Genomic DNA, 21,486 nt, shown 5'->3' with positions numbered 1-21,486 from the left:
TCTTTGCACGCCTCTTTGCGTTTGCACCCCCCTTTGCGCATTTTTTCGCCAACCACCCAGGCGCTCTCAGCGGTTCTTGCGGCCCATGAAAAAAAGGGCGGCGATTATGGTGCTAACGCAGTGCGCGTGCGGGGTTCCTCACAATTGGAAACAGCTGGATGACTGTTGAGTTGCCCTGCGGCCACGTTAACGGATCAGACGGTCTTGTCCTACAGGGTGGGGTGCTGCGCTGCACGATGCTAGCGCCAGTTCCTCACAGGAACGTGAACAACTTACAGGAACCATCATGAACCTACGAAGGCATTTGCCGGCCATTCACAAGTTAAGTCTTGTGACTGCTGCCGTAATGGCTTGTACTTCCGCGCTTGCTGCCGAGCCTAACGGCTGGTATGCCGGTGCCAGTATCGGCTCGACCAGCGGCGACTTCGAGCGCGCCAACAACATCACCCCGTTCGCCGGCCCCGGCTATGGCGTACTGACCTATCGCGACAGCGACAGCAGCAACGGCTACAAGGTCTACGGCGGCTACCGCATGAGCCGCAACTTTGCCCTGGAAGGTGGATATTTCAACCTCGGCAAGTTCAACTACGACTACACCACGAGCCCCATCGGCACGTTCGGTGGCTCGGTCAACCCGAAGGGCCTGAACCTCGACCTGGTGGGCATCATCCCATTCGGCGAGCGTTTCTCGGTCTTCGGCAAGGTCGGCGCTGCGTACATGGACGAACGCACGGAGTTCTTCCGTACGGGCGGCCCTGCAGTCACCGGCAATCATGGTGACATGCATGTCCGCGCGAAGTTCGGCATTGGTGCGCAATACGCGTTCACCGATCGCCTGTCGGTTCGTGCAGAACTGGAGCGCTATCGCTTCAACGATGCTGTGCGCAACAAGTCGCACATCGACATGGCTTCGGTCGGCCTGGTGTACTACTTCGGCTCCGTGCCGCGCGTGGTTCCGGTCGTCCAGCCCGCTCCGGTCTACGTAGCACCGCCACCGCCGCCACCACCGCCTCCGCGCGTTGTGCCGCCACCGCCACCACCGCCGCCGCCTCCTCCTCCCCCGCCTCCGCCGCCAGAGCCGCCGCCGAAGCAAGGGCGTAACTAAGCGCTAGAAACGCAAAGCACGGCGAAGATCGCATCTTCGCCGTGCTTTTTCTTTGGGTGCGTGTAACACGCACCCACGCGAGCCGATCGCGGTTTAGACTCGGCGCAGGTCAGCCGTTCCCGGGCCTTCCAGCAACGGCGAATGTTTCGGATGTTTCATTTGGGGTTCAAGGACATGATGGGTTTTGCCGGACGGATTCGAGGATGCGCAGTCATCCTGACTTTGTGTCTCGGGGGATTTGCGGCCATCGCGGCCGACCAGCCAGCGGCATTCAAGGTTCCGGTTCCCGTAGAACCTGCCATCAGCCTTCAGCAGGGCCTTGTTGAACCACCGCGCAGGGCCGATTTCGGACCCACGACGCCGTCGAGCCAGGCCCGTGAAGTGGCCGACTGGGTGCTCCAGTCGGGCGACCACAAGAACCTGCCTTTCATGGTGATCGACAAACTTCAGGCGCGCGTCTTTGTATTCCAGCCCGATGGCAAGCTTCGGGGAACGACCACCGCGCTTTTGGGCGTCGCGATTGGCGACCACACCGTTCCCGGCATCGGACAGAAAAAGCTCTCCGCCATCAAGCCGGAAGAACGCACAACCCCTGCGGGCCGCTTCATGGCGTCGCTCGCAAAGGACATTCATGGCATCGAGGTGCTGTGGGTGGACTACGAATCGGCCCTGTCCCTGCACCGCGTCGTGAAGGGCACACCCAAAGAGCGGCGTGCAGAGCGGCTTGCATCTGCATCTGTCGCGGACAAGCGCATCACCTACGGATGCATCAACGTGCCTGTGCCTTTCTACGACGAGGTCGTGAGCCCGATGTTCAAGGGGACTTACGGCGTTGTGTATGTGCTGCCCGAGACGAAGCCGCTTCGCGATGTTTTCGGCTTCCAGACCGTCAAGGGCCCGACCAGCGAGGCTGGAAGCAACTGAGGTTGGGGCAGGGGGCGCGGAGTATTAGCGCCTCTCGTACTGGGTCTTGCCGAACAGTATTTCCCGCGCCTTGTCGTCCGTGATGGGCTTGCGAAGGTCCGCCAGCACCTTGACGCCGCGTTGCACCGCGGGTCGCTCTTCGATCTTGCGAACCCATTGCTCCACAGCGGGGTAGTCGGAAAGCGCCAGTCCCTGCTTTTCCCAGCTGCGAATCCACGGGAACGTGGCGATATCGGCGATGGAATATTCTTTTCCGCCCAGCCATTTGCTTTCCTGGAGGCGTCGCTCGATGACGCCATAGAGCCGCTTGGCCTCGTTGGAGTAGCGATTGACTGCGTACTCCACCTTCTCGGGTGCGTACAGGCGAAAGTGGTGCGCCTGGCCCAGCATCGGGCCGACGCCGCCCATCTGGAACATCAGCCACTGCAGCACGTCGTATTTTTCGCGATCGGTTGCAGGCATGAAGCGCCCGGTTTTGGCCGCCAGGTAGATGAGGATGGCGCCCGACTCGAACAGGTGGATCGGTTTGCCGTCGGGGCCTTGCGGGTCAATGATTGCCGGGATCTTGTTGTTCGGGCTGATCTTGAGGAACTCGGGCTTGAACTGGTCGCCGGTGCCGATGTTCACCGCCGTCACCTGGTAGGGCAGGCCGCATTCCTCCAGCATGATGTGGACCTTGTGCCCGTTGGGCGTTGCCCACGAAAATACCTCGATCATTTGTTGCTCCGGCATGGGTTCATGAATAATGCGACTCTAGGGGAAACGTCCAGCGCATGTTTGATCGCATCAAAAAGGCTCTTTCCAGAGGCGCGAAACAAGCGTCGCCGGCAGAGGGCCCAGCCTCCCAGCACTCGTATGGCCCCATGTCTGAATGGGCCGCGACCCAGGGCTTTGGTTTTTCCATCGACGGCAGCGGGCACGAAGTCGCGCTCCAGGGAAATATCAACGGCAAGCCCTGGCGCATGCAGATCGGGCGTCCCACACGCAACTACATCCTGGGGGAAGAACTCCGCGCCCGTGCCGAGCTGGCCGTGCGTGATGAGGTGGCAGTGCTCGTCATGAACAAGCCGCTGAAGGAGGCGCTGGAAAAGAAGGCGTATTCCATGTTCACCGATCCGCTGCAGACGCAGATCGATCCGAGCCTGCCCGAAGAGATGCGCTGGCTTGCCATGTTCGAGGAGGTCGGCTGGGAAGGGCCGTCTCAGGAGTTCTGGGAACGGTACAGCGTGCTGACCGACCGCCGCGAAAATGCGATGGCCTGGATAGAGCCGCAGCTTGCAATGATGATGACGGACTGGCCCGAACCGGCGCCCTCGGTCGAGGTTCCGTTCATGATCCTCATCCTGCGCGGCAAGGCCTATCTGCGCATGGAATATTCACCGGCGGGCATGCCGACCCTGCGGCATGCTTCACTGATCTTCCAGACGTGCTGTGATTCGGCCCTGGTCAACCTGGGACCGGAGCCCAGGGGCTGACGCGGATGTCATGCCGCACCTGATCCGTCGGCTACCGCGATGCGCAAGCGGCGGCAGAAGTCATGGATTGCGGATCAAGTCCGCAATGACAGCAGGCCTGCGGATGTCATGCCGGACTGGATCCGGCATCCATGCAGCGATGGATCAGGCACCGCTGCCGATTTGCGGTGGCTTGCGGAGCTAGTCCGCAATGACAGCCACTTTGCTGGAGTTCAGCTTCCGCGTGTGATCGGCACTTCGGCATCCTTGCCGTAAGCGCCGTACTTGCCCAGTTCCCACTTGGCAATCGCATTGCGGTGCACCTCATCCGGGCCGTCCGCAAACCGCAGCGTGCGTGCGCCTGCCCAGGCAGACGCCAGCGGGAAATCGCCGCTCACGCCGCCGCCGCCATGAACCTGCATGGCCCAGTCGATCACCTGCAGCGCCATGTTAGGCGCCACCACCTTGATCATCGCGATGTCGTTCTTGGCAACCTTGTTGCCGGCGATGTCCATCAGCCAGGCCGCGCGCAAGGTGAGCAGGCGAGCCATGTCGATCTTGCAGCGGGCTTCGGCGATGCGCTCTTGCGTCACCGTCTGCTGCGCCACGGTCTTGCCAAATGCCACACGCGAGAGGGCACGGCGGCACATCAATTCGAGTGCGCGCTCGGCCAGGCCGATCAGGCGCATGCAGTGGTGGATGCGTCCGGGGCCCAGGCGGCCTTGTGCAATCTCGAAGCCACGTCCTTCGCCCAGCAGGATGTTGTCCGCGGGCACTCGCACGTTCTCGAAAAACATCTCGACGTGGCCGTGTGGCGCGTCGTCGTAGCCGAACACGGTGAGCGGTCGCACGATGCGGATGCCTTTGGCATCGGCCGGCACGATGATCATGCTTTGCTGCGAATGGCGGGGCGCTTCCGGGTCGGTCTTGCCCATCGTGATGAAGACGGCGCAGCGCGGATCGGCCGCACCGGAGATCCACCACTTGCGTCCGTTGATGACGTAGTCGCCGCCATCGCGCTCGATGCGGGTGGCGATGTTGGTTGCGTCCGACGAAGCGACGTCGGGCTCGGTCATGGCAAAGGCCGAGCGGATCTGGCCTTCGAGCAAGGGCTTGAGCCAACGCGCCTTGATCGCCTCCGAGCCGTAACGCGCGATCGTTTCCATGTTGCCCGTGTCGGGAGCCGAGCAGTTGAAGACCTCGCTGGACCACTGCACCCGGCCCATGATTTCGGCCAGCGGTGCGTATTCCTGGTTGGTCAGGCCCGCGCCCTCGTAGCCCGATGCCGATGCGCTATCGACCGGCAGGAACAGGTTCCACAGGCCCGCAGCGCGTGCCTTGGGTTTGAGGTTCTCGATGGTGTTCAGGGCCGACCAGCGCTTGCCTGCCTTGGTGTTGGCTTCGAGCTCCTCGTGGTACGCCTTCTCGTTCGGATAGATGTGGTCGTCCATGAACTTGAGCAGCTTGGCCTGCAGTTCACGGGTCTTGGGTGAGTACTCGAAGTCCATGTGTGTCTTCCTTGGGTAAGTGCTTGTGGCGTTATGCGGTGCGGCAGTTCAGGCTTTTTGCGCGAACTGCCAGGCGAGTTGGGCCATCGGCCTGGCGCCTGCGCCCGACGCTGCGGCCTGCGCGCTGGACGCCGTGCCGGTCTCGACCCGCTTGGCAATGCCTTGCAGGATCGCGGCGATGCGGAACATGTTGTAGGCGAGATAGAAATTCCAGTCGCCCTTGAGCTCTTGCGGCGTGGCCAGGCCCGTGCGTTCGCAATAGCGCTGGATGTATTGCTCTTCGGAGGGAATGCCCAGTGCCTGAAGGTCGAGCCCGCCGATGCCGCGCGATGCGCTGTGCGGAATGTGCCAGGCCATGCAGTGATAACTGAAGTCGGCCATCGGATGCCCCAGCGTGGACAGCTCCCAGTCGAGCACCGCGATGATGCGCGGCTCAGTGGCGTGGAACATCAGGTTGTCCAGGCGAAAGTCGCCGTGCACGATGGACACCCTGGCTTCGTCGCGCGCAGCGGCCGGTAGGTTTTTCGGCAGCCACTCCACCAGCTGCTCCATCTCGGCAATCGGCTGGCTCATCGGACCCGCACCATCGGCCGATGCCTTGTACTGCTTGCTCCATCGGCCGATCTGGCGGTCGAAGTAGTTGCCGGGCTTGCCGTAGCCCGCGAGGCCACGCGATGCGAAGTCAACCGTGTGCAGCGCCGCGATCACGCGGTTCATCTCGTCGTAGATTTCGGCGCGCTGCGCGGGTGTCATGTCGGGCAGGGCCTGGTCCCACAGCACGCGGCCCTGCATGAACTCCATGATGTAGAACGCGCGGCCGATGACGGATTCGTCTTCGCACAGGCAGTACATGTGGGGCACGGGCACATCGGTGCCGCCCAGGCCGCTCATCACGGCGAACTCGCGCTCGACTGCGTGGGCCGAGGGGAGCAGTTTGGCTACCGGGCCGGGCTTGGCGCGCATCACATAGCTCTTGCCGGGTGTGACGAGCTTGTAGGTCGGGTTGGACTGGCCGCCCTTGAACATTTCGACGGTGAGCGGGCCGCTGAAACCGTCCAGGTTTTTTTCGAGCCAGGCGGTGAGTGCGCCGGTGTCGAAGGCGTGCTTGTCGGAGACAGCGCGCGTGCCGATAAAGTGGTCGTAGTTGGTCATCGAATTGTTCTTGTCAAAGTTCAGCGTCGATGATTTTCATGAGCGCTTCGCGATTGCGCACAACCAGCCCGCCCGGTTCGATGCGGATCACGTCCTCGCGCTCCATCGCCTTGAGTTCCTGGTTCACGCGCTGGCGTGATGCGCCCAGCAACTGCGCCAGTTCTTCCTGGGCCAGCTGCAAGCCGATACGCACTTCGCGCGCGTCTGAGAGCGACGGCACACCGTAGCTGCGGGCCAGGTGCGTGAGCTGCTTGGCCAGCCGCGCGCGCAAGGGCAGGGTGTTCAAGTCTTCCACCAGGCCGAACAGCTGCCGAATGCGGCGTGCGTGCAGCCGAAGCAGCGCCTCGTACAGCTCGGTGTGTTCGGTCAGGATGCGCCGCAGGTCGCCGCGCGACACAGTGAGCATGCTGGTGTCGCCGTGCGCATAGGCATCGTGCGTGCGCCGGTCGCCGTCGAAAATCGCCACATCGCCAAACCACACACCCGGCTCCACGTAGGTGAGCGTGACCTGCTTGCCCGAGATCGAGGTGGAGCTCACCCGTACCGCGCCTTTGGACACAGCGCTCCACTCGTCCGCCGCATCGCCGCGCGCGCAGATGAGTTCGCCGTCCTTGTAGCGTTTGACGTAAGCGCATCGCAGGATGTCGTGCCTGAGTGAAGGTGAAAGGGATGAGAACCAGCGACCCGAGTTGATCGCTTCACGTTCTTCGATGGTAAGAATGGGGTCGTCCATGGCCTGTCTTGTCAGCGACTGCTGGTGCCGTGCATTGTCGCGTGCGGGACGTGGTGAAACAACGGGGGATGATCCCCTAGGCGACTCGCCGCCCGTACTCGTTTCTAGCCGGGCGCTATTCGTAGCGCGGCTTGGACCGGGTCAGGAATGCTTCGATCCCGATGCCCGCGTTCGCGTGGTGCAGGTTACGCACGAAGTGGTCGCGTTCGCTTGCCAGGTGCCGGCTGAGCATCGCGCCTGGCGCATCATTGAGCAGTTCCTTGATGCTGGCAATCGCGTTAGGCGCGCGATCATTGAGTTTCTCGGCGATAGCCAGTGCCTGGGTCATCGCCTGCCCGGCCGACACAACCCGATTGACGATGCCCAGCTCGAACAGGCGCTGCGCACCGATGCGCTCGCCGTTCATCAGCAGCTCGCTGGCGAGTTGCCGCGGCATGGCGTGCGCAAGGCTCCAGGTGCCGCCAGCGTCGGGTGACAGGCCCACGCTGCTATAGGCCATGGCAAAGATCGCATCGTCGGCGGCCACGATCATGTCGCAGGCCAGCGCCAGCGAAAATCCGGCACCCGCAGCAGCCCCTTCAACCGCTGCGATCACCGGCTTGGGAAATGTGCGGATCGCTTCGATCCAGCTGTGCAGCTGTTCGATGCTTTGCGCCTGCACTTCGGGCGGCTGCTGGCGGTTGGCCTGCAGGCGTTGAAGATTGCCACCGGCAGAAAACGTTGTGCCTTGCCCGACGATCACCACGCTGCGCACCTCGGCGCTGGATTCGGCGACGCTCAGCGCCTCGACGCCCGCCGCGTACATCTCGGGTCCCAACGCATTGCGATGCTCGGGATTGCAGATCGTGAGCACCATCGTCGCGCCCTGGCTGGTGCTTTTGAGTTCGGCTGTCATTGGTTTTCCTCATGCAAGAGCGAGAGACCGATTGCGCCGCGGCGCCTGAGCCACGGGCTGGGCCGATAACGCGGATCGCCGTAGACCGTCTGCATGTTGAACAGCACTTCCAGGATGTTGGTCGGCCCCCAGCGGTCACCCATGGCCAGCGGCCCGATCGGATAACCGAGGCCGAGTGTGACGGCGGTCTCCAGGTCTTTCGGGCTGCAGATCTGCTGCTGGCAGATGTCGGAGGCGATGTTGACGATGCATGCGACCACGCGTTGCGTGACGAAGCCGCCTGAATCGCGAATCACGCTCACGGCCTTGCCGTCGCGGGCGAACAGGGCGTGTGCGGCGTCGCGCATGTCGGCACGCGTGGCCGGGTTGGTCGCCAGCACGCGGCGTTTGGTCGCTGCGTCGTCGATGAGCATGTCGATGCCGACGGTGCGGGACGGGTCGAGCCGCTCGACGACAGCCACGGTCGTGATGTCAAAGCCCAGCGGGGCGACGATCGACAGGGCTTGCGGGGACGGCGACTGCCCGGTCTCGATCTTTGCACCCAGGTCCTTGAGCAGCTGGTACAGCTCCGAGCGCCTGGCAGCACGCGTCGAAACCCAGACGGGCGGCATCTCTGCGACCTGCGGCGTGGGCGGCTCGGGGGCAACCTGCGCCTTGCCGTCGATGTATGAATAGAAGCCTTCGCCGACCTTGCGCCCGACCACGCCTGCGGCCAGGCGCTGGGCCGTGATGACGCTGGGGCGATAGCGGGGCTCGTCGTAGTACTGGCGGTAGATCGACTCCATCACTGGATGCGACACATCCAGCGCCGTGAGGTCCATCAGCTCGAACGGGCCCAGCTTGAAGCCGACCTGGTCGCGCAGGATGCGGTCGATGGTGGCGAAATCGCTGATGCCTTCGCTGACGATGCGCAGCGCTTCGGTGCCGTAGGCGCGGCCCGCGTGGTTGACGATGAAGCCCGGTGTGTCCTGTGCCTGCACGGGGGTGTGGCCCATGTCGCGCGCGAACGCTGCGAGTTGCTGGCACGCTGCCTTTGCTGTCTTGAGTCCTGCGATGACCTCGACCACCTTCATGAGGGGCACAGGGTTGAAGAAGTGGAAGCCGGCGAACTGCTGCGGGCGCTTCAATGCGGCTGCGATGGCGGTGACTGAAAGCGAGGATGTGTTGGTCACGAGCACCGCAGAAGGCGCCACGATGCCTTCGATTTCAGCCAGGAGTGCTTGCTTGACGTCCAGCCGTTCGACGATGGCTTCGATGACCAGGTCGCAGTCTGCGAGCGCCGCCAGGTTGTCCGCAGGCTTGAGCAGGGCCTTGTTGCGTTGCGCGGCGTCAGCGTCGATGCGGCCCTTTTCATGCAGGCGATCCCACTGGCCGAAGACCTCGGCTAGAGCCTTTGCGACGGCGGCGGGCTGCGTGTCAAACAGGAGGACCTCGCTGCCCGCCTGGGCTGCAATCTGGGCGATGCCCCGGCCCATCGCACCGGCGCCCACGACGCCAACCTTGGAAAAAGTAACAGTCATTTTCGGATTATCGTTGTAGCGTGCTAACCACTTTTACGCCCAATGGCTGTGCAACAATTAGACACAATGACAAGCCGCTCCCCCAAGCGGGGCTTGCTGCTGCATGCGGTGCTTCTGGTTGCCGCACCGGCCGGCCTTGCGACGAGCCTCGGACCTGTTGAGGGCGTCCCGCTGATCGGGCGGCCGCTTGACGTGTCCGTTCGCGTCGTCCTCGATCCAGGCGCCGATACGGCGTCGTTGTGTGCGCGCGCCGAGGTGACGCAGGGCGACTCGCAGACCTCCGGCGTGACGAGCCGCCTTGAAGTGCTTTCGGCGCAACAGGCTGTCCTGCGGATTCGCACGTTCAGGCCCGTCGAAGAACCGGTCGTGACCATCCTGGCGCATGTCGGTTGCACCATGCCCACCACCAGACGCTTCGTGCTGCTGGCCGACTTGCCTGCCGACCAGCAGCAGCAGGCGATCCGCCTGCCGGGCGTGCCCGTTCCCCTTGCATCCGCAAGCGCCCCGGGCCTTTTCCAGTTCCAGCAGGGCCAGCAAGGCCAGTCTGGACAGGCCCAGGCAGGCGCCCAGCAAACAGCGTCGCCAGCATCGCGTCGAAGCCGGGGCACCGCTCGCGAAGCCGCACCGCAGCCGTCCGTGGTGCGCCGCACGGATACCGCGCCGTCACCCTTGCGTGCAGCGCAGGCGGGGCAGGTTGCGGTGGCTGCGCCTGCTGGCTCGCCGGCAGCAAAACCACCGAACGCCCGGCGACAGTCGGTTGTCATGAGGCAGCAGCGTGCGGCAGCCGGAACCGATGCGGCCAGTCGTCTCAAGCTCGATCCGATCGACCTGACCATCGAGGTCGATCCCACGCTCAAGCTCACACAGACGATTGAGCGGCTCATCGAAGTGTCCCCGGCCCAACGCGCCGAGGCATCGGCTGCGCTGCGCGCGATGACCATGCCCCCGGCAGAGTTCCAGAAGCTTTTGACGCTGGACACGGAACTCAAATCGCTTCGCCTGCAGGTCCAGTCGGGCAAAGCCGAAATCGCGGCATTGCAGGCGCAGTTGCAGAAGGCGGAACTTGATCGCACCCGCACCATCTGGGGCTTCTCGGCGCTTTCGCTGGCGCTGCTGGCCGGCCTGTTGGCGGCGCTGTTCTGGCGCAGGCGCCAGGCCCAGCGGGAGCAGGATCCGCTGTGGTGGAAGGACGTCAAGGACATGCCGGAAGACGACCCGGTGGTCCAGGACAGCGACCCTGCGATGCAGGAGACGCAGCGGGTGGTGCCGCAGGAAACCCAGGAGGCCTCGCTCGACCTGGACTTGAGCAACTTCGACCAGCTCGCGCAGGACAGACCGTCCCCGGCCGGGCACAAGACGCCCGAGGCGCTTTCGTCGTTCGGTCACCTGGACTTCCAGCCGAGCCAGACGGGCGCCTGGCGTGCGATGAAGTCCGAGGAGTTATCCGATCTGCAGGAGCAGGCCGAATTCTTCGTGTCCCTGGGGGACTACGACAGGGCCGTGAACGTGTTGATGGCCCATGTACAGGCGAGCCCCCAGACCAGTGCGCTGGCGTGGATGGCGCTGCTCGATCTGCACCATCGGTTGCAACGCAAGGAGGGATACGACGGTTTGCGCGAGCAGATCCAGCGGCGCATGAATGTGATCGTCCCGGAGTTCGACGCCTATCGCAATGAAACAGCAGGCCTTGAAAGCTATGCCGATGCAATCGGGCGCATCAGTGCACTGTGGCCGTCGCGCCGCGTGCTCGACGTGATCGAAGAGTACATCTACCTGCAGCCGGGAGCCGACGCCGCCCAGCACTTCGAATTGGCCGCCTTCCACGACTTGCTCATGCTGCATGACCTGGCCAAAGCGGTGGTGGACGATTCCGGGCTCGACGAGATCAACCTGGATGCGCCCTCATCGCTGTCCGATGAGTTCCCGTTGACGAACACCGGTCCGGTGGCAGCCGCTATGCAGGGTCCTTCGGAAGAGGATTTCAAGCTCTTCGCGACGCTGCTGGCAGGTGGGCGCGTTGATGTGAATCTGGAAGATGCAGCCGCACGCCCCGAGCAGAGCGCAGGCAGCACCGAACAGGGCAACCTGATCGACTTTGATGACTTCGACTCGGCGACTGCCAGGGAAGTCCCCCCCCGCATCAAGAACCCGCCGCGTTAACGGGCGGCGAAAGAAAAACGCGTCGCCCAGGCGCTCACTGCCATTGCCAGCACAAGGCCTGCAAGACCCGCCCAGTGCAGTGATTGCATGCCGCCCATTGCAATCATCCTGCCGCCGCCCGCCGCGCCAATGGCTTGTCCGGCGTACATCGCGCAGGTGTTGAGCGCGATCGACGCCGAGGCCAGGCCCGGTGCCATCGCGACCAGCCGCGCCTGTTGCGCCGAATTGGATGAGAAGCACCCCAGCGCCCACGGAATCGATACGAGGGCAGCCAGCCAGATCGTGACGCCCAGCGGCCAGACCAGCAGGCTGATCGCCATCAGGCAGATTCCGGTCATGACCGCACGCGACGCGCCGATGCGATCGATGTGCCGCGACATGACCACGTTGCCGATGAAACCGAACAGTCCGAACCAGCCAAGCAGCAGGGCGAGCTCACCCGGCGTGATGCCGATCGTTTGCCGGTAGTACGGCGAAAAATACGAGAACAGCACGAACTGCCCGGCCGAGTAAAGCAAGGTGACCAGCACGCAGAGCATGAGCGCCGGCGAGCGCAGGGTCTGGCGCCATTGCGCTGCCGACAATGCCGGCGGCTTGATGCCCTCGGGCATGGCGCGCCAAACCCAGAGCGCGCTGACAACGCTCAGGAACGCGACCGCGCCAAACGCCGCACGCCAGCCGAAAGTGCCCCCGATCAGGGCCCCGAAAGGCATGCCCAGCACCGAGGCGACCGACCAGCCCAGGAAGATGAAGGTGATCGCGCGTCCGCGTTGGTCGGGCCGCACGAGCAGCCCCACGCAGGCGGCGGCCTGCGGCGTGAAGATGGCCGGTGCGATCATCGTGATCGTGCGCAGCGGCAGCAACATGCCAAAGCCAGGGGCGAGCGCGCAGGCCAGGTGCAGCACCGCGTACCAGGCCAGCGAGAGCGCCAGCAGGCGGCGCCTGTCCCATCCGGCCACGATGGCCGCGAAGAGCGGGGCGCCCACGCACATCAGGAGGGCGCCGGCGGAAATCAGCTGCCCGGCCGTTGCGACCGATACGTCGAGCGACGAGCTGATTTCGTTGAGCGTGCCCGGCACCACCATGACCCCGGTGCCGATGACGAAGTTTCCCAGGAGGAGCGGCCACAGCACGCGTGGCAGTTTGTCGTTCACTGGGATGCCAGGATCTAGCGGCGCATCTGAAGGGCGCCGGGATTGACGATATTGGTCGGCGTGCCGCGAATGAAATTGACGATGTTGTCGAATGCCGCGCCAAAGAGAAGCTCGTAGTTGTCCTGCTCGACGTAGCCGATGTGCGGCGTGCAGATGCAGTTTTCGAGCCGCAGCAGCGCATGGCCCTGCAAGATGGGCTCGCTTTCGAATACGTCGATCGCAGCCATGCCCGGACGACCGCGATTGAGCGCCGCGATCAGCGCGTCCGGCGCGATCAGTTCGGCACGCGACGTGTTGACGATGAGCGCCGTCGGCTTCATCCGGCCCAGGTCCTCCAGCGTGACGATGCTCGTGGTTTCTTCGGAAAGTCGCAAGTGGAGGCTGAGCACGTCGCTCACTGCGAAAAGCTCTTCACGGCTGCCCGCTGCATGCAGTCCATCGGCTGCGGCGCGCTCGCGCGCTGCCTCACTGCCCCAGACCAGCACTTCCATTCCGAAAGCCCTGCCGTAGCCGGCCACCAGTTGGCCGATCTTGCCGTAACCCCAGATACCCAGCGTGCGTCCGCGCAGTACCTGGCCGACGCCAAAATTGGGAGGCATGGACGCAGACTTCATGCCGGATTGCTGCCAGCCGCCATGCTTGAGCGTGCTGATGTATTGAGGCAGGCGGCGCATCGACGCCATGATGAGCGCCCAGGTCAGCTCGGCAGGGGCGATGGGTGAACTCACGCCTTCAGCCACCGCGATGCCGCGCTCGGTGCAGGCCTGCACGTCGATGTGCGCGCCGACACGGCCCGTTTGCGAAATGAGTTTCAGGCGCGGCAGCTTCTCGACCAGCAGGCGGGTGAGATGGGTTCGTTCGCGGATGAGGACGATCACATCCGCATCTCGCAGCCGCACGGACAGCTGGCCGGTACCCTTTACCGTGTTGGTGAAGACCTTGGCGGGATAGGCTTCAAGTCGTGAGGCGCAGGCAAGCTTTCTTACCGCGTCCTGGTAGTCGTCGAGGATGACAATGTTCATTGCTTCGCATTGTGCCTCGGCTCATGACGTGTTTGGCCGGGCCTGGTCATCAATGGCCTTGCCAGCATGAAAGGGTGGCGGCCGCTAGCATTCGTCCTTTCGCAGGATCAACCCAAGGATTTTCAATGACGATTTCGATGTACTCCGCCAGCATTCCGGTCTTGACCACCACGCTCTCCAATCTCGCGCACATCGTTGGCAAGGGCCAGGCATTCGTGGAAGCGCGCAAGATCGAGCCGGCCGCCATCCTGGGTTATCGACTCTCGCCCGACATGCTGCCGTTTACGCGTCAGATCCAGATTGCGTGCGACGCGGCCAAGAACGGGATCGCGCGGATTTCAGGTGTTGAAGCGCCGAAGTTCGAAGACAACGAAGCCAGCTTTGACGAACTGAAGGACCGCATCCAGAAGACCGTCGCATGGCTTGCTTCAGTGCCTGCCGACAAGCTCGACGGCACCGAAGACAAGGACATCACGTTTCCAGTGGGCCGCGACAAGACGCGCACGATGAAGGCCGAGGCCTACCTCAAGCATTGGGCCATGGCCAATACGAGCTTTCATGTCGTGATGGCCTATGCCATCCTGCGTCACAACGGCGTCGAACTGGGCAAGGCCGATTACCTGGTTGGCGCCAACGCCTGAAGCGGGACCGTCTCTTTAGCGCGCGGAGGCCTCAATCGCGGCCAGCCGATCAAGTTCGGCGCACACATCGTCCATGGTTCCCGAGATCGCGATTCGCGCACCGGTCACTGCGGCTTGCGAATCGGAGCTGACACGAAATACGCGCAAGGGCCGCGTCGCGCGTCGGCACTGGGCCGGAATGCCGGGACGGGGTTTGCGAAGGAATGCGGGGCGCGTGTGCGAGGCCTGGATCAAGCCCTGCTGCCGGGTCGGCGAAGTGAGCGTCGCCATTTGGCGAGGCGCGAACCACGACGCGAGGTGATGCAGCGGCGCGAGCAGACCATCCAATGAAATCATCATCATTCCCATGCGACTCTCCTGAAACTAAAGAGGGTTGAACACAGGCAGGATTGACATTGGACGGCTCGCTGCAGGGTGATGACGACTCACTGTCGTTCGTCATACGCCCGCCACCTGCGGCAAGCCGGAATTGGGTGACCTTTGCAGGCCGCAAGGCCTACATCAGCATCGTGTTGCGGATGAGACCGACGGCAAGACCTTCGATCTCAAATGGCTCTCCCGGCTCGACCACGATGGTGGGGTAATCCGGGTTTTCTGCGTGAAGTTCGATGAGGTGCTTGTTACGCCGAAAGCGCTTCACGGTGACGTCATCGCCAAGCCGCGCGACGACGATCTGGCCGTTCTTGGCATCCTTGGTGGCCTGCACAGCGAGCAGGTCGCCGTCCATGATGCCGGCGTCGCGCATCGACATGCCGCGCACCTTGAGCAGGTAATCGGGCTTACGCTGGAAGAGGCTGTTTTCCACGTAATAGGTCTGGTCAACATGCTCCTGCGCGAGAATGGGCGAGCCTGCGGCGACGCGACCAATCAGTGGCAACGCGAGTTGCGCAAGCGATTGAAGGGGCAAGGAGAACTGCTTGATCCGCGATTCATTGATCATGCGCAGCGCATCGCTCTTGAGCCGGATCCCGCGCGATGTGCCGCTGATCAGGTCGATGACGCCTTTGCGTGCAAGGGCCTGCAAGTGCTCCTCGGCCGCGTTGGCGGACTTGAAGCCGAGTTCAGTGGCAATTTCTGCGCGCGTCGGCGGCGCACCCGTTCGGGCGATGGCGCTCTGGATCAATTCCAGAATTTGCTGCTGGCGAGCGGTGAGCTTGGGAGAATCGAGCATGTTGGGGACCCCACTGTTTTGATATCCAGTACCTGTATTTTTGAACAGTTTTGAAAAGAGTGCAAGTGACTCCACAAAAAATAGTCGTTCTGGCGACTGGCGGCACCTTGGCGGGTACGTCCGCCACTGCGGGCGACAACGTCGGCTACAGCGCGGCCCAGCTGGGCATCGCCGAGATCCTGGGGCGGATCCCGCAGCTCAAGGACACGCCGCTGGTGAGCGAACAGGTTGCACAGGTGGATTCCAAGGACATGACGTGGGCCATCTGGTCCACGCTGGCGCAGCGATGCAGCCACTGGCTGTCGCAGCCGGACGTGGCCGGCGTCGTCATCACCCACGGCACCGATACCCTGGAAGAGACTGCTTTCTTTCTTCACTGTGTGCTGGCTGCCAGCAAGCCTGTCGTGCTCACCTGCGCGATGCGGCCGGCGACCTCGCTGGCTGCAGACGGGCCGCAAAACATCGTCGATGCCATTGCAGTGGCCAACACGCCCGGTGCGCGTGGTGTGGTTGCTGTGTGCGCCGGCACGATTCACGGTGCAGTCGATGTCACAAAGCAGCACACGTATCGGCTGGATGCGTTTTCGTCTGGCGATGCGGGGCCGATCGGGGTGGTCCAGGAGGGGGTGGTGCGTGCTTCGCGGGCATGGCCGCAATCTGCGTCCAATGCGGCGTTGGCATTTGCAAAGGTCGTTGCGGCGCCGACTGATGGCTGGCCGCTGGTCGAGATCGTCATGAGCCATGCAGGCGCAAGCGGCACTGTGGTCGACGCACTGCTGGCACAGCGAGTCAGCGGCATCGTCGTCGCAGCAACCGGCAACGGCACGATTCATCACGATCTGGAAGCTGCGCTTTTGCGCGCGCAGGCAGCCGGTGTGCGTATCGTGCGATCAACGCGCGTTGCTTGCGGTCGCGTGATCCCGCACCCGGGCGATCTGTTTCCCGATTCAGGCGGCTTGTCGCCGGTGAAGGCTCGCATCGCCATGCTGCTGGACTTGCTCGCCTGATGGGCCAGGCCATCCAGTCCAGCGCCTGGATTTATCCGCTGCTGGAGATCGTCCATATTTGCGGCATCGCTTTGCTACTGGGCAATCTGGTGTTGCTCGAGTTGCGCGTATTCGGTCGCGGCGCAGCATTGCCGGTCGCAGATCTCGCACGGCTCAGCCTGGGCATTGCAGTGACCGGATTCGCGCTCGCTGCGGCCTCGGGTCTCGTCATGTTTGCAACCCGGCCCGCCGAGCTTCTGGCCAACCGGGCCTTCACGTTCAAGATCCTGCTGCTGTTCGCCGCCGGCTGCAATGCGGCGTGGTTTCATGGACGCGGGTCGCTTCACAAGCTGGACGCCGCTGCAAAAATGCTCATGGTTTCTTCCACCCTGATCTGGCTGGCCGTGCTCACGTGCGGACGCTGGATCGCCTATCGTTGACCACACACGACCCGGAGATCTTCATATGCAACGACGCGACTTTCTGGTGGCCGCGATGGCCGTGCCCACCCTTGCGCATGCACACCACGGCTGGAGCAGCTTCGACCAGGAAAGGCCGATCTACCTCGAAGGCAAGGTCATCCGCTCGAAGTGACAGAACCCGCACGCCGAACTGATGCTGGAGGTGCCTGCGGATCTGAAGCTGCCCGCAGACCTGGGAATGCGCCAGGTGCCCGCACAGTCTGCGCCGGTGGACGGCAAGGCGCTGCTGACGCGAGCCACATTGCCCAGAAGGCGCGACCGGCGATGGGAGATTGAACTGGCCCCGCTCACCCGGCTGGAGACATGGAAGGTGCCCGAGATCAAGGTCGGCGCTTCCATGTCGGTGCTGGGCTTCATCTTCAAGGACGAAAAGGGCGAGGCTATCCTGCGAGCGGAATACCTGTTCGTGGACGGGAAGGCGTACGGGCTGCGGTCCAGCCCGGTTTGATTTGCGTCAGCTCGATCGGGCGATCAGGCTGAAAGGGCCTGCAACGCGCGCGCTGTGATTTCCTCGACGGTGCCGGTGCCATTGATCGCGCGATATTTCGGCGCTGACGCAGGCTCGGCCTTCGCCCAGTTCGAGTAGTACTCGACCAGGGGACGCGTCTGGGCGGCATAGACCTCCAGGCGCTTTTTCACGGTTTCCTCTTCGTCGTCCTTGCGCTGCACCAGCGGCTCGCCGGTGACGTCATCGAGGCCGGCAACCTTGGGCGGATTGAACTTGACGTGATAGGTGCGACCCGACGCCACGTGGGAGCGCCGGCCGCTCATGCGCTCGACGATTGCGTCGAACGGCACGTCGATCTCCAGCACGTAGTCGAGATTGACGCCGGCTGCTTTCATCGCATCGGCTTGCGGGAGCGTGCGGGGAAATCCGTCAAAGAGAAAGCCCTTGGCGCAATCGGGTTGGGCCAGGCGCTCTTTCACCAGGCCGATGATGATCTCGTCGCTCACCAGCGCGCCGGAGTCCATCACCTTCTTGGCTTCGATGCCAAGCGGCGTGCCGGCCTTCACCGCGGCGCGCAGCATGTCGCCTGTGGAGATCTGCGGGATGCCGTATTTCTGGCAGAGGAAAGTCGCTTGCGTGCCCTTGCCTGCGCCGGGGGCGCCCAACAGAATCAGTCTCATGGATGTCCTCGGAACGTTAGATCTTGGCCGGTGCTGCGAGCGGGAATCGATGCTTCCTGCCGTTGCACTTTATTGGGGCAAAGGATATCACGCGTGCCCTTCGGCGAGCCTTACACGCCGGGCTTGAACGCGGGTCCTGCCCAGAGGGCGCGCACGCGTTCAAGATCTTCTGGCGTATCGACACCGACGCCTGGCGCATCGGGGGTCACATGCACGGCGATCCGGTGGCCGTGCCACATCGCGCGCAGCTGCTCGAGTGCCTCGATGCCTTCAACGGGCGCGGCGACCATCTTCGGAAATCCACGCAGGAAGCCCGCGCGATAACCGTAGATTCCGACATGCCGCAGAGGCCGGGGATCAGGCAGGGCGGTGATGCCTGCAGCGTTCGCATCGCGCCACCACGGAATCGGCGCGCGGCTGAAATAGAGCGCCAGGCCGTTGGCGTCGAGCACGACCTTGACCACATTCGGATTGACGAATTCGGCGACGCTGTCGATGGCGTGCGCGGCCGTGCTCATGCTGGCTTCGGGCCGGGCTTCCAGCAGGTCGGCCACAGAGTCGATGAGGGATGGGTCGATCATCGGCTCGTCGCCTTGCACGTTCACGACCGCGTCGCGACCATCCAGCCCGAGTTGCTCGCACGCCTGGGCGAGGCGGTCGCTGCCCGAAGGGTGATCGGCGCGCGTCAGGATCGCTTCGACGCCGTGGGCTCTGCAAGCATCGACGATGGACGCGTCGTCCGCTGCAACGACAACTCGGCTTGCGGACGAGGCCCTGGCCCGCTGCGCAACACGCACGACCATCGGCTGGCCTGCAATATCCGCAAGCGGCTTGTTCGGCAGGCGGGTGGATGCGAGCCGCGCCGGGATCAGGACGCAAAAACCCATCAGACCAAAGGCGTGCGAGCGGGCAGGCGTTCCAGCTCTTCATCGCTCAGCGTTCGTGCCTCTTCTTCCAGCAAGATGGGAATGCCATCGCGTATCGGGTAGGCCAGGCGAGCGCTGCGCGACAGCAGCTCCTGGCGATCGCGGTCGTAGTCCAGGTGACCTTTGGTCACGGGGCACACCAGCAGCTCAAGCAGTTTGGGATCCATGGCCGGATGATAGCTTTGCATCGAGCAGGGGTTGCAGCAGTGCGTCGAGCTCACGCCAGAACTCCGGTGCAATGTCGAGCTCCAGCGGCACGGCCCATGCATCGGGGCGATGCTTCCACAGCTTGACCGCGTCTTTCAGGGTGCACACGAGTGTGGCGCCGGATGGAATGCCCGCCAGGAGCGACAGGTAGTCGCAGTCAGCGGCGTGGTCGGGCAAAGCCAGCGTTCGGACGGGGAGCAGCTGGTGCGTTCGGAGCATGTCAAAGAACGCCTGGGGTCTTGCGATGCCGGCGACGGCGATCAGTGCGCGTTCTGATCGCAATTGGCCAAGGGCGCGTTTCGCTCCGTCGGCTCGTACGGCAGCACTGGCGAGGTGGCGGCCAACGAGGTGGCCCGCTATGTCTTTTGCGCCCTGCGTCCGCAGCACGAGGTCGGCGTCACGCGGCCAGCGCTCGCGCAACGGACCGGCTGGGAGAAGCCAGCCGTTGCCGATGCCCCGGTCGTCAAAGACGCAGATTTCAATATCGCGCGCAAGGGCGTAGTGCTGCAGGCCGTCATCGCAAACGACGACTTGCACTTGCGGATACGCGGCAAGCAGCGCGCGCGCGGCGTCGGCGCGCGCAGGTGCAACGAAGACCGGCACACCGCATGCGCGCGAGATGAGGATCGGCTCATCGCCGACATCCCGGGCATCGCTTGTCGCGTGCACCTGCCTGCAGTCGGTGGCGGCGCGTCCGTAGCCGCGTGACACGACTGCGGCGTTGATTCCGCGCGAACGCAGGTGATCGACCAGCGCGATGACCACCGGCGTCTTGCCCGACCCGCCAGCCACCACATTGCCCACCACGATCACGGGCACCGGCATCCGGTTGCGCTTGATCAAGCCTGAGCGAAAGCCCAGGCGCCGCAGCGCGGAGAGCGCGCCAAACACGAGCGACAGCGGCCAGAGGACCCGTGCCAGCGCGCCGCGCCGCAGCCATGCGCGCTGCAGCGCGTGGCCCATCGTCAGCGGGTCGCGGCCGCCTGGGCCGATGACTGGGTGGCGAAGGTGATCTGGTTCAGGCCGATGCGACGCGCCGCTTCCATGACCGTGATCACGGACTGGTGGGGCGCCGCGGCGTCGGCAGTGATGATGACGACGCTGTCCTTGCCTGCCTTGGCGCCTTCGGACAGCGCTTGTGCAACTGCGTTGACGTCACGCCCGTTGACGGGGGTGCCTTTGACCGAATAGCGCCCGTCACTGGAGACGGACACGATCACTTCGCGGGGATAGTCGCGCTGCGCGTCGCTGTCGGCGACCGGCAGGCGAAGCTGCAGCTCCGTGAACTTGCTGTAGGTGGTGGACAGCATGAGAAAGATCAGCACGACGAGCAATACGTCGATGAACGGGATCAGGTTGATCTCCGGTTCGTCCTTCTTGCGTGGCTGGAAGTTCATGGTGTCCGGTTCAGCGGCCGCGAATCGTGTTGAGGTGGCGCACGAACCGCTCTGCAGACAGCTCCAGCGTCAAGAGGTAATCGTCGACCCGCACCCGGAAATAGCGCCAGAAAATCAGCGACGGGATCGCGACGATCAGCCCGAAAGCGGTGTTGTAGAGCGCGACGGAGATGCCGTGCGCGAGCTGCGCCGGATTGCCGCCCGTGGTGCCGCCGGCAGGTGCCTGTGAGCCGAAGATTTCGATCATGCCGATCACCGTGCCCAGCAGGCCGAGCAAGGGCGCCGCAGATGCAATGGTGGCCAGCGCACTCAGGTAGCGTTCAAGGCGGTGGGCGACGGCGCGTCCCGTGTTTTCCATCGTCGCGCGCAGGTCCGCTTCGGTGCAGCGCGGATCCGAGTTGATGGCCCGGAATCCGCTGGCCAAGACCTCCCCGAGCGCCGAGTGCTGCGACAGCTGTGCGACGACATCCGGTGCAGGCACGGCGTTGCGCGAAACGGCCAGCGCCTCTTCGAGCAATTTCGGCGGCACGACCTTGGCGGTCTTGAGGCTGATGAAACGCTCGATCACGAGCGCGAGCGCAAGGATGGAGCAGGCAACCAGGGGCCAGATTGGCCAGCCTGCGGCTTGTATGATCGAAAGCAAGAGGGGGCTCCGGATGGCAACTACTTCGTTGTGCGGGCGATTATCGTGTACCCGCGCCGTCCTGTAGGAATTCGCTCTCGATGTGTAGGACCTGACCCACAGAAGTTGTGGATAACTTTGTTGAGAACTACACCCCCGATGTCCGCTAACCCGCGCCAAACCTGCATCATGACAAATCGATGACAAATTGAGCAGGAAAATAATCAATGAAATCATGCACTTGCTCGGAAAAATCAGCGTTTCGCGGGGAAACCCGCGGCTGGCAGGGGCAATGCTGC

At 63.6% G+C, this 21,486-nt stretch carries 25 protein-coding genes; 9 read left to right on the top strand and 16 right to left on the bottom strand.

The genetic code is table 11. The annotated features are described in order from the left end of the window. Positions 1-286: 286 nt before the first annotated feature. Positions 287-1,105, top strand: a complete 819-nt coding sequence (locus AQ12_RS03995; RefSeq protein WP_082151400.1) for an outer membrane beta-barrel protein — start codon at positions 287-289, stop codon at positions 1,103-1,105. A gap of 150 nt (positions 1,106-1,255) precedes the next feature. After that, complete coding sequence (locus AQ12_RS23105; RefSeq protein ID WP_193387956.1) at positions 1,256-2,029, top strand: hypothetical protein; 774 nt, start codon at positions 1,256-1,258, stop codon at positions 2,027-2,029. Positions 2,030-2,053: 24 nt separating this feature from the next. On the opposite strand, the gene AQ12_RS03985 is transcribed toward AQ12_RS23105, so the two are convergent. After that, positions 2,054-2,746, bottom strand: a complete 693-nt coding sequence (locus AQ12_RS03985) for a glutathione binding-like protein (protein ID WP_082151399.1) — start codon at positions 2,744-2,746, stop codon at positions 2,054-2,056. A gap of 146 nt (positions 2,747-2,892) precedes the next feature. On the opposite strand from AQ12_RS03985, the gene AQ12_RS03980 reads away from it, so the two are divergent. Next, a complete protein-coding gene (locus tag AQ12_RS03980) occupies positions 2,893-3,504 on the top strand; it encodes a hypothetical protein (RefSeq protein ID WP_238587643.1) in 612 nt (203 codons plus the stop codon). A gap of 212 nt (positions 3,505-3,716) precedes the next feature. Here the strand turns inward: AQ12_RS03980 and AQ12_RS03975 are convergent, their stop codons facing one another. The 5 genes from AQ12_RS03975 to AQ12_RS03955 all read right to left on the bottom strand — a co-directional run bounded on the left by AQ12_RS03975 (position 3,717) and on the right by AQ12_RS03955 (position 9,291). Further along, positions 3,717-4,991, bottom strand: coding sequence for an acyl-CoA dehydrogenase family protein (locus tag AQ12_RS03975; RefSeq protein WP_048438571.1), 1,275 nt, complete (start codon positions 4,989-4,991; stop codon positions 3,717-3,719). A 48-nt stretch (positions 4,992-5,039) separates the two neighbouring features. Next, on the bottom strand, positions 5,040-6,143 hold the full coding sequence (locus AQ12_RS03970) for a phosphotransferase (protein WP_048438570.1): 1,104 nt from the start codon (positions 6,141-6,143) through the stop codon (positions 5,040-5,042). Between the two features lie 13 nt (positions 6,144-6,156). After that, on the bottom strand, positions 6,157-6,876 hold the full coding sequence (locus tag AQ12_RS03965; RefSeq protein ID WP_048438569.1) for a Crp/Fnr family transcriptional regulator: 720 nt from the start codon (positions 6,874-6,876) through the stop codon (positions 6,157-6,159). A 115-nt stretch (positions 6,877-6,991) separates the two neighbouring features. Next, positions 6,992-7,771 (bottom strand): oxepin-CoA hydrolase, alternative type, encoded by a 780-nt coding sequence (locus tag AQ12_RS03960; protein ID WP_048438568.1) that lies wholly within the window; start codon positions 7,769-7,771, stop codon positions 6,992-6,994. Then, a complete protein-coding gene (locus AQ12_RS03955; protein WP_048438567.1) occupies positions 7,768-9,291 on the bottom strand; it encodes a 3-hydroxyacyl-CoA dehydrogenase in 1,524 nt (507 codons plus the stop codon). The genes AQ12_RS03960 and AQ12_RS03955 overlap by 4 nt, the downstream gene beginning before the upstream one ends. 66 nt (positions 9,292-9,357) lie before the next feature. On the opposite strand from AQ12_RS03955, the gene AQ12_RS03950 reads away from it, so the two are divergent. Next, positions 9,358-11,451: a hypothetical protein gene (locus AQ12_RS03950; protein WP_152682663.1), complete on the top strand. Its 2,094-nt coding sequence runs from the start codon at positions 9,358-9,360 to the stop codon at positions 11,449-11,451. Here the strand turns inward: AQ12_RS03950 and AQ12_RS03945 are convergent. Together AQ12_RS03945 and AQ12_RS03940 are read right to left on the bottom strand one after the other, a co-directional pair. Next, positions 11,448-12,605 (bottom strand): MFS transporter, encoded by a 1,158-nt coding sequence (locus AQ12_RS03945; RefSeq protein WP_048438565.1) that lies wholly within the window; start codon positions 12,603-12,605, stop codon positions 11,448-11,450. The genes AQ12_RS03950 and AQ12_RS03945 overlap by 4 nt on opposite strands. A 14-nt stretch (positions 12,606-12,619) precedes the next feature. After that, positions 12,620-13,627, bottom strand: coding sequence for a D-2-hydroxyacid dehydrogenase family protein (locus AQ12_RS03940; RefSeq protein WP_048438564.1), 1,008 nt, complete (start codon positions 13,625-13,627; stop codon positions 12,620-12,622). A gap of 125 nt (positions 13,628-13,752) precedes the next feature. Between AQ12_RS03940 and AQ12_RS03935 the strand changes: the two genes are divergently transcribed. Continuing rightward, complete coding sequence (locus AQ12_RS03935; RefSeq protein WP_048438563.1) at positions 13,753-14,268, top strand: DUF1993 family protein; 516 nt, start codon at positions 13,753-13,755, stop codon at positions 14,266-14,268. A gap of 15 nt (positions 14,269-14,283) precedes the next feature. On the opposite strand, the gene AQ12_RS03930 is transcribed toward AQ12_RS03935, so the two are convergent. After that, a complete protein-coding gene (locus AQ12_RS03930) occupies positions 14,284-14,616 on the bottom strand; it encodes a hypothetical protein (protein WP_152682662.1) in 333 nt (110 codons plus the stop codon). Positions 14,617-14,764: 148 nt separating this feature from the next. After that, positions 14,765-15,439, bottom strand: a complete 675-nt coding sequence (lexA, locus tag AQ12_RS03925) for a transcriptional repressor LexA (protein WP_048438561.1) — start codon at positions 15,437-15,439, stop codon at positions 14,765-14,767. Positions 15,440-15,504: 65 nt separating this feature from the next. Between lexA and AQ12_RS03920 the strand changes: the two genes are divergently transcribed. From AQ12_RS03920 to AQ12_RS03910, 4 genes are read left to right on the top strand one after another with little or no spacing between them, the layout of a single operon-like run. Then, positions 15,505-16,446, top strand: a complete 942-nt coding sequence (locus AQ12_RS03920; RefSeq protein WP_048438727.1) for an asparaginase — start codon at positions 15,505-15,507, stop codon at positions 16,444-16,446. Then, positions 16,446-16,865 carry a hypothetical protein gene (locus AQ12_RS03915; protein WP_048438560.1) on the top strand — a complete coding sequence of 140 codons (420 nt, stop codon included), beginning with the start codon at positions 16,446-16,448 and terminating at the stop codon, positions 16,863-16,865. The genes AQ12_RS03920 and AQ12_RS03915 overlap by 1 nt, the downstream gene beginning before the upstream one ends. Positions 16,866-16,890: 25 nt before the next feature. Continuing rightward, positions 16,891-17,019 carry a hypothetical protein gene (locus tag AQ12_RS23495; RefSeq protein ID WP_369798957.1) on the top strand — a complete coding sequence of 43 codons (129 nt, stop codon included), beginning with the start codon at positions 16,891-16,893 and terminating at the stop codon, positions 17,017-17,019. A gap of 30 nt (positions 17,020-17,049) precedes the next feature. Beyond that, entirely contained in the window at positions 17,050-17,355 is a 306-nt protein-coding gene (locus AQ12_RS03910; protein WP_369798956.1) for a hypothetical protein, read from the top strand. Positions 17,356-17,378: 23 nt separating this feature from the next. Here AQ12_RS03910 and adk read toward each other — a convergent pair whose 3' ends face one another. The 6 genes from adk to AQ12_RS03880 form a co-directional block, all read right to left on the bottom strand. Then, positions 17,379-18,035 carry an adenylate kinase gene (adk, locus tag AQ12_RS03905; RefSeq protein WP_048438559.1) on the bottom strand — a complete coding sequence of 219 codons (657 nt, stop codon included), beginning with the start codon at positions 18,033-18,035 and terminating at the stop codon, positions 17,379-17,381. A 110-nt stretch (positions 18,036-18,145) separates the two neighbouring features. Further along, positions 18,146-18,922 carry a 3-deoxy-manno-octulosonate cytidylyltransferase gene (gene kdsB / locus AQ12_RS03900; RefSeq protein WP_048438558.1) on the bottom strand — a complete coding sequence of 259 codons (777 nt, stop codon included), beginning with the start codon at positions 18,920-18,922 and terminating at the stop codon, positions 18,146-18,148. After that, positions 18,922-19,128, bottom strand: coding sequence for a Trm112 family protein (locus AQ12_RS03895; RefSeq protein WP_048438557.1), 207 nt, complete (start codon positions 19,126-19,128; stop codon positions 18,922-18,924). Before AQ12_RS03895 ends, kdsB begins: the two co-directional genes overlap by 1 nt. Further along, positions 19,109-20,131 (bottom strand): tetraacyldisaccharide 4'-kinase, encoded by a 1,023-nt coding sequence (gene lpxK / locus AQ12_RS03890; RefSeq protein WP_048438556.1) that lies wholly within the window; start codon positions 20,129-20,131, stop codon positions 19,109-19,111. Before lpxK ends, AQ12_RS03895 begins: the two co-directional genes overlap by 20 nt. A 2-nt stretch (positions 20,132-20,133) precedes the next feature. Beyond that, positions 20,134-20,565: a biopolymer transporter ExbD gene (locus AQ12_RS03885; RefSeq protein ID WP_048438555.1), complete on the bottom strand. Its 432-nt coding sequence runs from the start codon at positions 20,563-20,565 to the stop codon at positions 20,134-20,136. A 10-nt stretch (positions 20,566-20,575) separates the two neighbouring features. After that, on the bottom strand, positions 20,576-21,208 hold the full coding sequence (locus AQ12_RS03880; RefSeq protein WP_048438554.1) for a MotA/TolQ/ExbB proton channel family protein: 633 nt from the start codon (positions 21,206-21,208) through the stop codon (positions 20,576-20,578). Between the last annotated feature and the right edge of the window lie 278 nt (positions 21,209-21,486).

This window comes from Caenimonas sp. SL110 (assembly GCF_001044395.1).
Classification (GTDB): domain Bacteria; phylum Pseudomonadota; class Gammaproteobacteria; order Burkholderiales; family Burkholderiaceae_C; genus Ramlibacter.
Note: the sequence above shows the minus strand (reverse complement) of the source record. Positions and strands in the feature narration are given on the sequence as shown.